13 protein-coding genes are annotated in these 15,705 nt (G+C 42.5%); all 13 read left to right on the top strand.

Features of this window, described 5'->3' with window-relative positions:
• Positions 1-13 precede the first annotated feature (13 nt).
• The 13 genes from P8S54_RS02955 (at position 14) to P8S54_RS02895 (ending at position 15,559) form a co-directional block, all read left to right on the top strand.
• Positions 14-1,213: a hypothetical protein gene (locus P8S54_RS02955; RefSeq protein ID WP_281443157.1), complete on the top strand. Its 1,200-nt coding sequence runs from the start codon at positions 14-16 to the stop codon at positions 1,211-1,213.
• Between the two features lie 47 nt (positions 1,214-1,260).
• Positions 1,261-2,343 (top strand): NAD-dependent epimerase, encoded by a 1,083-nt coding sequence (locus tag P8S54_RS02950; RefSeq protein ID WP_281443156.1) that lies wholly within the window; start codon positions 1,261-1,263, stop codon positions 2,341-2,343.
• A gap of 50 nt (positions 2,344-2,393) precedes the next feature.
• A complete protein-coding gene (locus tag P8S54_RS02945; protein WP_281443155.1) occupies positions 2,394-3,776 on the top strand; it encodes a UDP-glucose/GDP-mannose dehydrogenase family protein in 1,383 nt (460 codons plus the stop codon).
• Between the two features lie 211 nt (positions 3,777-3,987).
• The gene (locus P8S54_RS02940) at positions 3,988-4,611 is read left to right on the top strand and encodes a sugar transferase (protein WP_281443154.1); all 624 of its coding nucleotides are present in this window, start codon (positions 3,988-3,990) and stop codon (positions 4,609-4,611) included.
• Positions 4,604-5,671, top strand: a complete 1,068-nt coding sequence (locus P8S54_RS02935) for a hypothetical protein (RefSeq protein ID WP_281443153.1) — start codon at positions 4,604-4,606, stop codon at positions 5,669-5,671. Before P8S54_RS02940 ends, P8S54_RS02935 begins: the two co-directional genes overlap by 8 nt.
• A 1-nt stretch (position 5,672) precedes the next feature.
• Positions 5,673-6,890: a DegT/DnrJ/EryC1/StrS aminotransferase family protein gene (locus P8S54_RS02930; protein ID WP_281443152.1), complete on the top strand. Its 1,218-nt coding sequence runs from the start codon at positions 5,673-5,675 to the stop codon at positions 6,888-6,890.
• Positions 6,891-7,000: 110 nt separating this feature from the next.
• Entirely contained in the window at positions 7,001-8,227 is a 1,227-nt protein-coding gene (locus P8S54_RS02925) for a glycosyltransferase family 4 protein (protein ID WP_281443151.1), read from the top strand.
• A 90-nt stretch (positions 8,228-8,317) separates the two neighbouring features.
• Positions 8,318-9,238, top strand: coding sequence for a glycosyltransferase family A protein (locus P8S54_RS02920; protein WP_281443150.1), 921 nt, complete (start codon positions 8,318-8,320; stop codon positions 9,236-9,238).
• A gap of 175 nt (positions 9,239-9,413) precedes the next feature.
• Entirely contained in the window at positions 9,414-10,352 is a 939-nt protein-coding gene (locus P8S54_RS02915; protein WP_281443149.1) for a phosphoribosyltransferase, read from the top strand.
• Between the two features lie 109 nt (positions 10,353-10,461).
• Positions 10,462-11,265, top strand: a complete 804-nt coding sequence (locus P8S54_RS02910) for a glycosyltransferase (RefSeq protein WP_281443148.1) — start codon at positions 10,462-10,464, stop codon at positions 11,263-11,265.
• Between the two features lie 79 nt (positions 11,266-11,344).
• Entirely contained in the window at positions 11,345-12,322 is a 978-nt protein-coding gene (locus P8S54_RS02905; protein ID WP_281443147.1) for a phosphoribosyltransferase family protein, read from the top strand.
• A 95-nt stretch (positions 12,323-12,417) separates the two neighbouring features.
• Complete coding sequence (locus tag P8S54_RS02900; RefSeq protein WP_281443146.1) at positions 12,418-13,350, top strand: glycosyltransferase family A protein; 933 nt, start codon at positions 12,418-12,420, stop codon at positions 13,348-13,350.
• Positions 13,351-13,525: 175 nt separating this feature from the next.
• Positions 13,526-15,559, top strand: coding sequence for an acyltransferase family protein (locus P8S54_RS02895; protein ID WP_281443145.1), 2,034 nt, complete (start codon positions 13,526-13,528; stop codon positions 15,557-15,559).
• Positions 15,560-15,705: the final 146 nt, after the last annotated feature.

Genomic DNA, 15,705 nt, shown 5'->3' with positions numbered 1-15,705 from the left:
AAGGAGAAAAGCTATGACCAATAAACACCATGATATAGAGCAACAGGAGTGGCTATCAGGGGTTGCTGTTTTATTGATTAAAGAGCAAGGGCTGGAATATCTCGACGTTCTACGTAGCTTGTTGGATCGTTATGGGTTTAATATTTTGTGTGATTTGCCTCTTCAAGAAGATCAGCAACAGGCGTTTTCTCTACATATAAAAAGTGATCAACAGCCGTTAATCAATAATAGAGTAGGCAGTAGCAGTTTGCCGGTTCACTTTTTGGTAGTACATGATGTTTACCCTGTAAGGGAGATAACATCTGCTTCAGATACAATCGAGCAAGTTGATAATGTTCGGTTGCTGACGGTTAAGAAAAAACTAATTGATAAAGCCAACCAAGAACGAAGCAAACAAGCGCAAAGCAACCTGGTGGACTTGACCTGCAATGCAGGGCAGGCACTTCAATATCTTAAAAACGTGGTACCACATCAGTTTGATAAAATACGGCAAACGGTTCAGCATTATAATGCTGCGTTTCGTACGCCTTACCCGGTTCTTGCCGACCTAAGTAAGCAGGTGTGCCGAGCTAAAGTTGAGCTAATTGACTTTCACGGCACCGAAGCCATTTGTAAAACCTTCCGTCCCGGGCGCGAGCGATATCTAGAGCGAGAGGTAAGGGCGCGGGAACTTGGCGCATCACTGCCTGAAGTGTCACGACTACTTGAAGTAGGTTCTCATTACTTAGTGTTTGAGCGTTATGCAAATCGTATGGATCGTATTCTCTCGCCTCGTGCGCCTTTTTCACTTCATGGCTTGCTACCTATCTGGACGATTGAGCGCGTAAGGGCGGTAATCCTTCATTACCGTCGCCTTGGTTATGAGTGTATTGATTTGAATCCCCAAGATCTTATTTATGACCCTTGTCAGGGGCTCAAAATCATCGATTTTGAATTTTTACAGCCCGGCCCTAACGAGATAGAAACATTGAAAGGCAATTATGCCTGGTATGACGTGCCTTCTCGTTTCACCGGTGATTTACCGCTTTCAGCCCAGCAGAGTTCCTATGGTGAGCGCTGGTTTCCATATACCGGCTTACCTCGATCCCTATGCTTAAACGAACTTCCGAGACCCGTTCTGGCGATAGTGCGTTCAGTGGCACTCGTACCCTTAGCGCTAGGTGGTTTAAGGCGGGTGGGTTGGCAACATATTCAGCGTTTTGTTCGTCATTAACCCCCGCCTTTCCAATTGCCCCGGTTGCGTTGGCATGGAGTCACTGCATGAAAATTTTAGTTACCGGCCATGCCGGTTTTATCGGCTTTCACACGGCTAAACAACTGCTAGAGCGTGGAGATAGTGTTGTAGGTTTTGATAACGTCAATGATTATTACGACCCCGCTATTAAAGAAGCCCGTCTTAAACTACTAGAACAGACAGCAGCTGAGGCAAGCGGTCGTTACATGTCGATTCGAGCTAACTTGGCTAACCAAGAAGCAGTGGCGCAATGCTTCAACGAACATTGTTTCGATCGGGTTATACACCTAGCTGCTCAAGCAGGCGTGCGCTATTCACTGGAAAACCCGCTCAGCTATGTAGAAAGCAACCTCATTGGTTTCACGAACGTGTTGGAGGCGTGCCGCTATGCTGAAATAGCGCACCTAACGTATGCGAGTACGAGCAGTGTCTATGGTGCTAACACGCGAATGCCGTTTTCAGAGCATGAGGGGGCTAATCATCCGTTGCAATTTTATGCGGCTACCAAGAAAGCCAATGAGATGATGGCCCATAGTTATAGCCATTTGTTTGGACTACCCACCACCGGCCTACGGTTTTTTACCGTCTATGGACCCTGGGGGCGCCCAGATATGGCGCTATTCAAGTTCACTAAAAAAATCTTGGACGATGAGCCTATTCAAGTCTTCAATTATGGTCGCCATACCCGAGATTTTACTTATGTAGACGACATAGTTGAAGGAATCATCCGCGCTAGTGACGACATCGCGACACCTGAGCTTGGGTGGAACAGCGACTGCCCAGACCCAGCTACCAGTAATGCACCGTTTCGTCTCTTTAATATTGGTAATAATGACCCAGTGACGATTAGTGCTTATATCGAAGCCATTGAAAAAGCCTTAGGTAAAAAAGCTATCAAAGAATTACTGCCCCTTCAGCCAGGTGATGTTCTTGATACTTATGCAGACTCAGGAGAGCTAGAAAAGAGAGTTGGTTATAAGCCATCCACACCCGTTATTCAGGGGGTTGAAAGTTTTGTCAGCTGGTATCGAGACTACTACTCATTGAATAAAAACGCATCGAATAAAAACACTGAAGTAACGAGTGACGCGCCAATCCCCATTAAGTGAAGTGCACTTTTCCTCCTTCATTAATACACCCATAATTAGTAGGAAATCCCATGAACGTTACAGTTTTCGGAACGGGTTATGTTGGCCTGGTTCAAGGTGCTATTTTGGCTGAAGTTGGCCATCATGTTGTCTGCGTTGATGTAGATGCTAATAAAGTTGAACAGCTTAAGTTAGGTATTATTCCCATTTACGAGCCGGGATTAGAAGCGTTAGTAAAAGAGAGCCATGCTGCTGGCAGGCTTGAATTTACTACTGATGCGGTTGCTGCAATTAAGCATGGCCAGGTTCAGTTTATCGCCGTGGGGACTCCGCCAGATGAAGACGGCAGCGCTGATCTCCAGTATGTGCTGAAGGTGGCGGCTACTATCGGCGAACACATGGAACGCGATCAAATTATTATCAATAAATCCACCGTGCCGGTAGGCAGCGCCGATAAAGTGCGTACCGAGGTGGAAAAAGTACTGGAAAAGCGTGGTCGTGACGATATCAGATTTGATGTTGTATCAAACCCGGAGTTTTTGAAAGAAGGTAGCGCTGTCTCAGATTGCCAAAGGCCTGATCGAATTATTATTGGTACCAATTGCGAGACCACCATAGAAGTGATGCGTGAGCTTTATGCCCCGTTCAATCGCAACCACGACAAAATTATTGTCATGGATGTCAGAAGTGCCGAACTGACCAAATATGCGGCTAACTGCATGCTGGCTACCAAAATTAGTTTTATGAATGAGATGGCCAACTTGGCCGAGCGGCTGGGTGCCGATATTGAAGCTGTGCGTCAAGGAATCGGCTCTGATCCACGTATTGGTTATCACTTTATTTACCCAGGGGTGGGTTACGGAGGCTCCTGCTTTCCTAAGGACTTACAGGCATTAATCCACACGTCAGATGCAATCGATTTTGATGCTAAAGTGCTTAAGGCGGTTGAGCTACGTAACAAAGAGCAAAAAAAGACCCTGTTCGAAAAAGTATACCAGCACTTCAATGCACAGCTGCAGGGTAGAACGTTTGCGATCTGGGGGCTTTCGTTTAAGCCGAATACAGATGATATGCGTGATGCCCCTAGTCGCGTGCTTATGGAAGCGCTTTGGGCAGCTGGTGCTAAAGTTCAAGCTTATGACCCCGAAGCCATGGAAGAAGCGCAACGACTTTACGGAAGTCACGAACAACTGAGTCTTTGTGGAACGAAAGAAGCAGCCTTAAAAAATACCGATGCCTTAATCATTGTAACGGAGTGGCAAAATTTCCGAGCGCCAGATTTTGATCTTATAAAAAATCAGCTTTCTGAGCCGACGATTTTTGATGGACGCAATCTTTATGAACCACATCGCATGATGGCAAAAGGATTTACCTACTACTCAGTAGGACGTGTCAAACCGTTATTGCCAGCAGTCACTTTAACATCCCTTTCTGCTGAAGCGATAAACGAATAAAAGCGGCTTAATAAATAAAATAGGTGAGGCCGCGTCTTAGCTATTTAATTAATATGCAATAAATGTAGATTGAGTGGCTGTTACTCACTGACCTAGCAATCAAATGTCTTTGTCTATAATGATATTTTACATGGTGTTTGAGATCGCTGTTTTCAATTGTAACTAGCCGTCATGTTTAATTTTGGGATCAACTATTAGTAATAGGTGGCACATGTTTAAGCGCCAAATCGATATTATTGCATCACTGGTCGGGCTGATATTGCTATCACCTGTGCTTATTATTGTAGCGTTATTAGTTCGCTATAAATTGGGAACGCCCGTGCTGTTTCGCCAGCATCGTCCGGGGCTGAATGGTAAACCCTTCGAGATTGTGAAATTCCGATCTATGCGGGATGCCTATGATGAGCGAGGTCACAAGCTATCCGAAAAAGAGCGGCTAACGCCATTTGGCCGACGTCTACGGGCCACTAGTCTTGATGAATTGCCCGAGCTATGGAATGTACTAAAAGGGGATATGAGCCTAGTAGGCCCAAGACCCCTGCTAATGGAATACCTACCCCACTATAGTGCCTACGAAGCACGGCGGCATGAAGTACGCCCTGGGGTAACAGGCTGGGCACAAGTGAATGGTCGAAATGCAATTTCTTGGGAAAAAAAATTTGATTATGACATTTGGTATGTCGATAACCAAACGTTCTTGTTGGATGTAAAGATACTTCTGTTGACAGTTAAGAAGGTGTTTGTGAAAGAGGGTATTAGTTATTCCGGTGACGTGGCTATGCCCAATTTCAAAGCATCAAAACTGCACAACCAAAAAGGTGGTCAAAATGACTAATAAAATTAACATACTGGTTACTGGTGTCGGTGGGCCAACGCCTCGTAGTTTTGTCAGGTCAATTATTGACTCCGAATCTGATGCTTATAATTTTATTGGTGTAGATGCAGATCCATTGGCGATGGGGCTTTACGATAATACTTCTTACAGTAAAACTTATTTGGTGCCCAAGGCTGATAGCGAGCACTATTGGGCTGAAATTGCAAAAATAATTGACCGACATCACATTAGGTTTGCTGTTGTATTGCCAGAAGCTGAAGTCGTTGCTTGGTCGAAACGTAAAGAGGAAGATGGATTGCCTTGTAAAGCTTTTATTTCATCTAGGCATGCAACAGAGACATTAGTTGATAAAAAACAACTACATGATCTTCTTCAGAATAAACCCTATATACCCTGCTATTGTACTTTCCTGAATGGCGAGAAAAATAATAATTTACCGCTAGATTACCCTTATTGGGTGCGTGGTACCGTAGGTTCAAGCGGTCTTGGTTCTTTAAAAATCAATAGTGAAAAAGAGCTAGAAGAGTGGATGAGAATTAATCCCCTTATTGAGGAGTTTATAGCTTCAGAGTTTCTTCCTGGTAGAAACCTTGCTTGTAAAATTATGTATATGGATGGGAAGATTTTACGCTCTGCTTGTGCTGAAAGAGTTACCTACATTATGTCAAAGGTGGCGCCTTCAGGGATAACGGGTAACACAGCATTTGGCAGGTTAATTAATGATAAAGAGCTGGTGAAAATTGCCGATGAAGCTATCAGTTCAGTTTTTAGTAAGCACCAATCCAAAGCGAACGGTATTTTTACGGTAGATTTCAAAGAGAATGCGCAAGGTAAGCCAATGATAACCGAAATAAACGTCAGGTTTGTCGCGTTTGTTTCGTCGTTGGCTAAGGCGGGTGCTAATCTGCCTCTAGACTATCTTGAAGCAAATCTTAACCCTGAAAAATTCTCTTTTACCTACCAGCACTATGAGTTTTTAGAAGGCACGATATTTCTCAGGGATGTTGATGAGAAACCCGTTGTAATGAATGAAAAAGACTTATTGGCTATGGAGGCTTAACATGCTTGATGGTCCGTTTTCCCCGTGGCCTTCCTTTACCCAGGAAGAAGCACAAGCAGTGCAGGATATATTGCTTTCTAATAAAGTGAATTATTGGACTGGTACGGAATGCATTGAGTTTGAGAAAGAGTTTGCTCGGTTCGCTGAGACTGAGTATGCGATTGCCGTAGCCAACGGCACCAACGCACTAGATTTAGCGCTGAAGGGCTTAGGAATTGGTGAAAAGGGTAACGAGGAGGTAATCGTTACCTCTCGAACCTATGTAGCTTCCGCATCCTGTATTGCAAATGCGGGAGCCGTCCCCGTTTTTGCTGACGTCGATCGTTATTCTCAAAACATCACTGCCGCCACAGTTGCTGAAAAAATCACCCCCCGTACTCGCGCTATCATCGCTGTGCATTTAGCAGGCTGGCCATGCGAGATGGAAGAGCTTATGGCATTGGCAGAGCAGCATGGACTTTATGTGATTGAAGATTGCGCCCAGGCTCATGGCGCCCGTTACCTCGGCAGAAGCGTAGGGGGTCTTGGCCACGTGGGGTGTTGGTCGTTTTGCCAGGATAAGATTATGACGACCGGTGGTGAAGGGGGCATGGTTACCACTAATGATGCTGCACTTTGGAAAAAAATGTGGGCCTATAAGGATCATGGCAAGAGCTGGGATGCCGTTCATGTTCGTGAGCATCCCCCAGGCTTTCGCTGGTTACATGAAACCTTGGGTACCAACTGGCGTATGACCGAAATGCAGGCCGCCATCGGTCGTATACAGCTTAAACGGATGCCTGAATGGAGCGCGATTCGCCAAGCGAATGCTCAACGTATTTGGAAGGTAGCGAGTGATTGTCCAGGATTGCGAGTGCCAGTTTTGTGCACAGAAACATCCATAAATAGCACAAGCGAATATTCCCAGCATGGCGCTTATAAATGCTACGTGTTTATCAGGCCGCAACGGCTTGCACCAGGCTGGGATCGTGACCGTATTCTGAATGAGATTAATCAACGCGGAGTGCCCTGTTTTTCAGGTAGCTGCTCTGAAGTCTATCTCGAAAAAGCCTTTATAAATGCCGGCTGGCAACCGCACGCTAGCCTGCCGGTGGCTCAGGAACTTGGTCAAACCAGCCTTATGTTTTTATGCCATCCGACACTTACTCACGAAGAAATTGATAAAACCTGCCAAGTGCTGAAAGAGGTTATGAAAGAGAGCACTAACACAGCCTTTTAGTATATCGGCTATTCAAGGCTATCCCTTCCCACTAAGACCAACGTTAATAGCGAACACCAAGTGAGCACAGCTAGCAGTAGCGTGTCCTGGTGGCTGGTTGAGGAGTTCCCATGAATTCAAAGGTTTCAATACCGAAACGGCGCTTTTTGTTGATATCGTGTACAAGCTATTCGTTAGTCAATTTCCGGGGGCCACTTGTTCAGGCGTTGATTAATGCAGGGCTAGAAGTGCATACAGCCGCCCCCGGGCTTTTAGACGACAAAAAGACGTGTCAGCAACTTGAAGCCTGGGGAGCAATTACGCACGATTGCCCAATGCAGAGAACTGGCCTTAATCCGCTAAAAGACATTATAACGTTCCAGTCACTTTACCGTTTAATGCGTAGCGTTCGACCCGACATAGTTCTTGGTTACACCATCAAACCGGTCGTTTATGGCATGTTGGCCGCTTGGCTGGCTAAGGTTCCTCAGCAATACGCGCTCATTACAGGCCTTGGATACGCTTTTGCAGGCCAGGCGAGCGGCAAGCGTGCATTGGTTTTTCAAATAGTGCGTAGGCTGTATGCAGCCGCGTTGAGTAAGGCAGACAAAGTATTTTTTCAGAATCCAGATGATGAAGCTCTTTTCCGTGAGTTTGGGATACTACGTCAGGAAGTGCCTTCGCAAGTGCTTAATGGATCTGGAGTAGATATGGCGCACTTTACGGTTGCCCCCTTACCCCCGGGTCCGCCGCGGTTTTTACTGATTGCTCGCTTATTAGGAGATAAGGGGGTGCGCCAGTACGCTAATGCTGCGCTTCTTATCAAGCAACAGCATCCTGATATGGTATTTCAACTGGCTGGCGATATTGATAGCAACCCCGATACGATTACCCAAGAAGAGCTAGACGCCTGGGTAAAGGAAGGTTCAATTCAGCATTTAGGCTGGCTTGATGACGTGCGCCCTGCCATAGCGGACTGCAGCGTATATGTATTGCCAAGCTATTATCGAGAAGGTACTCCACGCTCAGTATTAGAAGCTATGTCGATGGGGCGGGCGGTAATTACTACTGATGCGCCGGGTTGTCGGGAAACAGTGATTGATGGCGATAATGGCTACTTAATACCGGTAAGGGATGTTGATGCACTTGTTAAAGCCATGGAGCACTTTATTGATAGACCGTCACGCGTGCAAGCTATGGGGCAACGCTCTCTCGAGATAGCTAAAGACCGGTACGATGTCCATAAGGTTAATGCTGTAATGCTGGAAGCGATGGGGGTGATAAATTCAGGCGTTGATAATGAAGAAGAAAAACAGCTCAATCCCATTCCTGGCCCTGAAATCCCCCGCATTTCGTAATTTCACGCCGCACTGTTTATATCGAGTATCCAACTGTATATCCCCAAGCTTGGCATCATCACTTTTATAACAATGAGAAAATGTACCGATATGCCCTTTTTTTCGGTGATCATACCAGTCAATAACAAGGTTGCCACCTTAGCTAGCTCACTGGAATATTTATATCGTCAAACGTTTAGAGACTTTGAGGTGATCGCCGTAGATGATCGTTCAACGGATGGTTCCCTTGACGTACTTCGCCAGTATGAAAAAGCTGGTTTGCTGCGACTATTTCAGCTAGGCCCAACGGCAGGAGGGGGTTACGCTGCGCGCAACTTAGGCGCAGATAAATCAGTCGGGCAATGGCTAGTATTCTTTGATGCTGATGGCATTATGCTACTCGACCACCTGTCTTGTTTTGCTAATGATATTGCACATAACCCAGACATTGAACTATTTATTAATGCCTACCAAAAAATACAAGGGCAGCGTCGATTATCTTATTTAAAAGCAATACCCAAAGATCGCTTGAGTCGATTTGAAGCTTTAAGTGCTTTTGCTCGCTTTGACTTCATTCATATAAATGGTGTCTGTATTAGTCGAGAGCGTTTCTTTGCGTTAGGTTGCTTTCCAAAAGGGTATTACCGTCGTAGCGGGGATGTATATTTTTGGTTAAAAGTATTGTGCGAACTAAATTCAGTGCACTACAACGCTACGGTTACAAGCTTGTGGATTCTCAAACATGAAGACCTTGTACATGATAAGCGTCATTTTTCTAATTGTCCTACAGGGCTTGATTTTTTAAAAGAGTGTGATTCTAAATTGACGTCGAGTGAACGCCGACAGTTTCATCAGGCGATAAACCGTAAAGTTATTTCTAGGGCGGTTCAAAAAAAGAAGCTCGATCAGTCTGTATGCTTGGATTTAAAAGCATTGACATTGACAGGTATGAATGTACGGCTATGGCTGCATGTTGTCTCATTGTTAGTGCCACAGCCTTATTACAACAAGCTTCGCAGTCACGTTAGATAGATCTATAACTAAATATAGTAAGAACTTATTCAATAAAAGCATGGTAAAGAAATAGAAATACTGCAAGTCATGTTGTAAAAGATGATCAGGTCATAAAAAGTAATGCGTGTGGTCACGGCGGTGCTTTTGATACCTGTTGCTCAATAAATTGAGGTGGGGTCATGGAGAAATCTCAATGCAAATACGTTTTAAATCTTATGGTGATCTAGGTAGGGACATTACAAAAAATTTCGTAAAGTTTTCAGGTGACTGGGATTTAGTCGTTGGTATACCGAGAAGTGGTATGGTGCCGGCTTATATGATTGCGCTCGCACTGAATGTCAACTGTACGGATATCTCTTCCTGGGTGAATAATTATCCATTGAAAAAGGGCATGACCCGTGGGCTGAGGAATGAAATATCGTCACCTTGGGAAGCAAAAAAAGTACTCATCGTGGACGATAGTATTATGTCCGGTAACTCTCTAAAAAGTGAAGTGGAGGCACTTCCCGAGTGGCTATCTGATCGTGCATCGACTCTTGCAGTTTACTCTAGTAAACCATTCAGAAAAGATGTGGATATTATTCTTGAGTTCCTTCCCCATCCTAGAGCTTTCGAATGGAATATTTTTCATCATAAGGTTATAAGTAGGTCGTGCGTTAGCTTAGAGGGAATGATCAGGAATGGCGATCTTAATAGTAATAAAGCTGATTTGAGTTTCCGTTATATTCCATCAGGTGTTATCGATACGATTGTTTCATGCCAAAATGAATCAAGCCGTCATGAGGTAGAAAACCTTTTAGCAAGTAGTGGTATTTCATATCGGGAACTTATTATGGCTGATAGTGAAACTAACGTTAAGGAGTTTGATTCTCTCATTAAGTTTAAAGTTGATAAGTTTAAGGCATCACCTGCAGAAATGTTTATCGAAGGTGACTCTGATCAGGCAAGGCTTATATGTCAAGAGGCTAAAAAGCCTGTTTTTTGCTTAAATGATAACTGTATCTATAATCCCGGGGATAAGCTTGGAACCCGTTTCATTAAAAATAAAGTAAAATATTTGGTGTGGAAAGTAGTTAATGGTAAATCACGTAAGCCGGGTTTTTTTTCTTTAATTATTTTTAAAATAAAATAGTGTCATAGTTAGTTGCTTAGATAAAAATTATAAATTGATGGGTTAATTTATAGGTTTCTAGCCGTCATAAACTGTTTGTAAGAATTATCGAATACCTCGGAGGTAACTGATGGGTCAGATTGATATCTCTGTCATTATGACGGTTAAAAATGGCGAAAAATTTCTGGTGTCCAGCCTTTCTTCAGTCTTTTATCAGACATATATTCCCCAAGAAGTTGTGGTGGTTAATGATGGGTCTGATGATAATACTTGGGATATTCTTATGGAACTGCGCCGTAAGGCTCCGATACCGGTGCAGCTCGTGAATACGCAGGGCATTGGGCGTTCAAAGGCGCTGAATTTAGCCGTGAGCCATGCTAAGAGCAGGTGGCTGGCTAATATTGACGCTGACGATAAATGGATAGCTGAAAAATTAGAAAAGCAGGCGCTGGCGATTGGTATATTCCCTGATGCAGAGCTGGTGGTGACAACTAGCCAAACTGTATATGGAGATGGGGAGGGCGAGATGCAAGCTAAAGGAGGTTTTGCTATTACTCCTATGGGCAAAGAGAGTTTTTATATCCGAAACCCGATTAACCATAGCTCTATTCTTTTCTCTCGGCGATTCTTTGATGAGGTTGGGGGGTATGATGAAACAATGACTCGACAAGTCGATATTGACTTGTGGATCCGAGCGCTGCAAAGAGGCCATACATTTTACCGCGTTGATTTGCCGTTGACTATAAAACGACTTCATGACGCTCAGAGTTTTGAAGTTGGTAATCGACTGGGATATACATTTAACTCATTTAAGATTAGTTTGAAAAAGCTATGGAAGCTCAATGCACCTTTCTATTATTTCCCAATACCTTTTGTCAAGTTTGCTTATAACAATATCCCTAGAAGTATTCGGCGCCATTTGAAAAAGTCATAAGTAAAAAGTGATGCTCTATAGTATTAAATTATTGATAGTAAAGCTTATGCTAACTTAGATTTAAAGCGGAGGGCTATTTATGCACTATAAATCTTATGGTGATTTGAGTGAGGACATTTCTGCGTCCCTATTTCGTGTCCAGGGAAAAGGCTATGATTTAGTAGTCGGAATTCCTCGTAGTGGTATGATTCCGGCAAGCATGATTGCTCTGGGCTTGCATATCGATGTGATGGGGCTACCGGATTTCATTGCTAATCAAACACTAAAAACCCGTTTGGGAAGAAAGAGAGAAGGGCTACCAAGTGCTACGTGGGATGCAAAGAAAGTACTTCTTGTTGATGATAGTGTGTTGACAGGGCGTACTATGCAGGAAGCATTAAGTGCCATTCCTAGTGACTGCCCCTGTAGAATCGACACCTTGGCTATTTATACAAGTAGTGATGCGTATCAGCACGTCAACATTTCTTTTTATACTTTGGAATCGCCTCGAGTTTTTCAGTGGAACCTCTTTACGCCCAGCATGCTTTCCCAAGCTTGCGTTGATATTGATGGTGTACTATGCGTTGACCCGACAGATCATCAAAATGATGACGGAGAAAAGTATATCGCTTTTTTAAATAATGCGACTCCTCTTTTCTTGCCAGCAGGAAGAATAGGGTGTTTGGTTACTAATCGTCTTGAGAAATATCGTGACCAGACTGAGGCATGGCTTAAGCAACAGGGCATCACTTATGAGAGGTTAGTGATGCTAAACTTACCATCAAAAGAAGAACGACAGCGCCAAGGTATTCACTCTACACATAAAGGAATGTTTTATAAAAATTCTGAATATACTTTCTTTATTGAAAGTGATGCCAGGCAAGCTGCGAGTATTGCCAATATATCGGGTAAAGCCGTCTATAGCTGTGAAGATAACCGGCTTTATACAGGAGCAGAGAATGATAACTTACTAACGAATGGCCACGGCCTGTTGCGCACCATGAAGAAAAAAATCGCCGCTTACATTCCGCGTACGATCAAAGCCGCTCTAAAGACTAAGTTACGCCATAAGGCATAAGTAGTAGTTGGAAATAAGTCTAATTTTTAAATAGATATACTTTTCTTGCTTTATTTATTTCGAGCCTAATCTAATTATATAGTTAAGGTGCGTTTATGCATGCTTTTTCAGTGATAGTCCCTGTATATAATAAAGTGTCTACTTTATTAAACTCGCTCTTGTGTCTGTATGAACAGAACCTCCAAGATTTTGAAATAATTGTTGTTGATGATGCCTCAACCGATGGCTCTCATGAGATTTTATTGGATGAAGAGCGCAACGGTAAAATACGATTATATCAACGAGACACACCAGGACCTGGCGGTTATGCGGCCAGAAATTATGGCGCTCATAAAGCGACCTCTGATTGGCTTGTTTTTTTTGATGCGGATGATCTGCTTGCTAAAGATCACCTTTCCAAATTTGCAGACGCCATAGCTAAAAATCCTTCTATTGAGTTATTTGTTAATGCTTTTCAAAAAATGAAAGGGGATAAGCTTGTTCGACAAAGCAATATTCTGGAAAGCGGTGTGTTTAGTCGTGAGAAAGCATTAGCTGCCTTTTCTCGTTCTGACTTTATTCACATGAACGGTGCTTGCATAAAGCGTGACAGGTTTTTAGACCTGGGTGGTTTTCCTGTGGGGCGATATCAGCGTGCTGGGGATGTGTATTTTTGGTTAAAAGCTTTATGTTGCCTAAAAATGGTCCATTATGACTCTACCGTTACAAGCTTTTGGTTACTAGATAATAGTGGTGTTGTAAGTAATAAAAATAACGTTATTCATGTTCATCCTTGTCTAGATTTAAAGAAGGAGTGTGAGGTTGGCCTGTCTTGGTATGAAAAGCGTTATTTAAGGGCTTCAATAAATCGAAAAATTCTCGCATGGGCAGTTGAAAAAAAACAGGTGGGAAAATCAATTGAGAAAGATGTTTATGCGCTAATGCTATTCAGTATGCGACCTCGGCAATGGCTGGTACTGTCCTCACTAATCATCCCCCAGCCCTACTATGAGAAATTAAGAGAGAGATTTTTAAAAATTAGTAATTAGGGATTACAGCTGTATTGCAAGGTATGGTTTTCTTAGTGTTATATTTAATTGGAGATGGTTTGGCAGCTATTTGGATTTATCAAATATTAAAAATCTTCTTTAGCTGGATTTAAAAGCTGTTTTCTTTATAGGTTTTTAATAAAATGGATTTTTGCTAATTATCAAGGAGGACGTTATGAATAGTACTTTTGATATTTATGCAACTAACAATAGCTACCGCTATGATATTCAGGGGATTCGCGCCATAGGAGCGATGCTAGTACTGGTTTTTCACATCTGGTTTCAAAAGGTATCGGGTGGTGTTGATGTGTTTTTCGTCGTATCAGGATACCTGATGACAGGCATACTACTTAGACAATATGCTAAAGATAAGAAGCTAAAGGTTCTTCAGTTTTGGGCGAATATTGTAAAACGTATGGCGCCTTCTGCTTATGTAGTACTAGTGGCAACATTAATATTAAGTTATTTTTTTATACCTCCAGTTTATTGGGTTGCGACTATCCATGAGTTTGTTTTTAGTGCTGCAAACCTAGAAAATTTATTGTTAATGAGACGTGAAGTGGATTATCTGCAAAGTGGAGATCCAGCGAGCCCCTTTCAGCAGTATTGGGCGCTATCGATCCAGGTTCAGTTTTACGCCTTTATTCCTTTTTTGATTGCACCCTTGTTATATATATCAAGCAAGAAAAAATCGTTAACACCACTGATTATGGGTGTTTTTATCGTTATTTGTGTTTCTTTTTTTTATTCTGTTGTTTCTACGATAGCTAACCCTAGTACGGCATATTTCAATCCATTTAGCAGGGTTTGGGAGTTTTTGGCAGGCTCTATGGTTGCTATAATATTGCCATATATTAAACTAAGCAAAAGCCTTTCTTTTATGTTGTCTTTAGTCGGGGTTATAGTACTTTTTAGTGTTGGTCTAGTGGTTCCTAGAAATTGGAACTTTCCAGGCTACGTGGCTCTCTTGCCCGTTAGTGCTGCGGTTTTTTTGATCATCTCTGGTAGCAGCCTTGAAAGTAAATCAATTATCAATAGGCTTTTAACCAACAAATATCTTGTTATGTTGGGTGCTATGTCTTTTACTATCTACCTTTGGCATTGGCCAATATTAGTTTTCTTTCAAAATTATTATGAGACTGTTCATTTAGGTTTTATAAAAGGCCTTGTCATTATTTTAATAGGAATCGCGCTTGCTATCATTACAACGTCTTTGATTGAGCGTCCTTTCAGAAAAATACCTAAAAACAAGACCTGGCTAGCCTTTGCTACCGGGTTTGTTTTTTTTATCCCTTCTGTAACTCTCGGGCTAAGTGCGAAGTATTATTTTGAGAATCTTCATGAGGTAGATCCCATTTTCGATAATGATCTATTTTACGGTTCAAGTATTTATATACAAGATGATGCTGCTGATCTTGATTTTCATTATGTTACTGCGATTTCTACAGATTTAAGTGAGGCCATGAAAAGAGAAAATAATTGTGCTGCAGACATCACTGAGTCAGACATTATTATTTGTGAATTTGGAGATACTACTTCTGAAAATATCGTTGCGCTAGTAGGAGGTTCGCATGTTGGCCAGTGGGAGCCTTTATTTTCGGAACTCGCTCATCAGTACGGTTTTAAGCTAGTCACTATATTAAAACACTCTTGCAATTTAGGCTATGAGATTGTGGAAAATAATGAAACCTGTGAAGTTTGGAATGATAACATAGTTGACTTTATAAATGATATTAAACCTGATGTTGTTGTAACAAATTCAACGCGATCTAACCGACCGCGTGAGAATAGACTGGTTGTTAACGATCCTATTGAGTTCGTACCCGCTGGATATGTGGAAAAATGGCAGGCCATAACCACGTTAGGTATTCCGGTAATAGGTATTAGGGATAACCCTTGGTTCGAAAGTGACCCAAGTTATTGCGTATGGAAAAACAGGCAGGAAGCGAGCCAGTGTGCACGGCCAATAGAAGAAGTTCTGTTACCAAAAAATCCTGTTGATGTGTATATAAGTGAGCTGCCTTTATTTATTTCTGTAGATTTTACTGAAATGATATGTAGCGAGGGTCTGTGCCCCGCCTATTTTGATGAAAGATTGATGTGGTCTGATACTCACCACCTAACGCGTTCTTATTTAGAATACACGACTCCTCGCTTGAAAGAGTTGCTTGAGCGACAAACCTCGTTTTTCAATAATTTTGGAAATTAAAAAACCTTTTGCTCAGCTTGTAATGCGTCGCCTTATTTCTTTAGTAAATAATATATTCGCTAGATTTTCTAACAATAAATGACTATTTTAAGGTTCGTTCTATAGACCAAGGCGTATTATTTTTTTAGGTAATTTGCATATGTATT

The sequence above is a fragment of the Halomonas sp. M1 genome (assembly GCF_029581375.1).
In the GTDB taxonomy this organism is placed as follows: Bacteria; Pseudomonadota; Gammaproteobacteria; order Pseudomonadales; family Halomonadaceae; genus Vreelandella.
The sequence above is the reverse complement of the archived record's forward strand: the minus strand, read 5'-3'. Positions and strand labels throughout refer to the sequence as shown.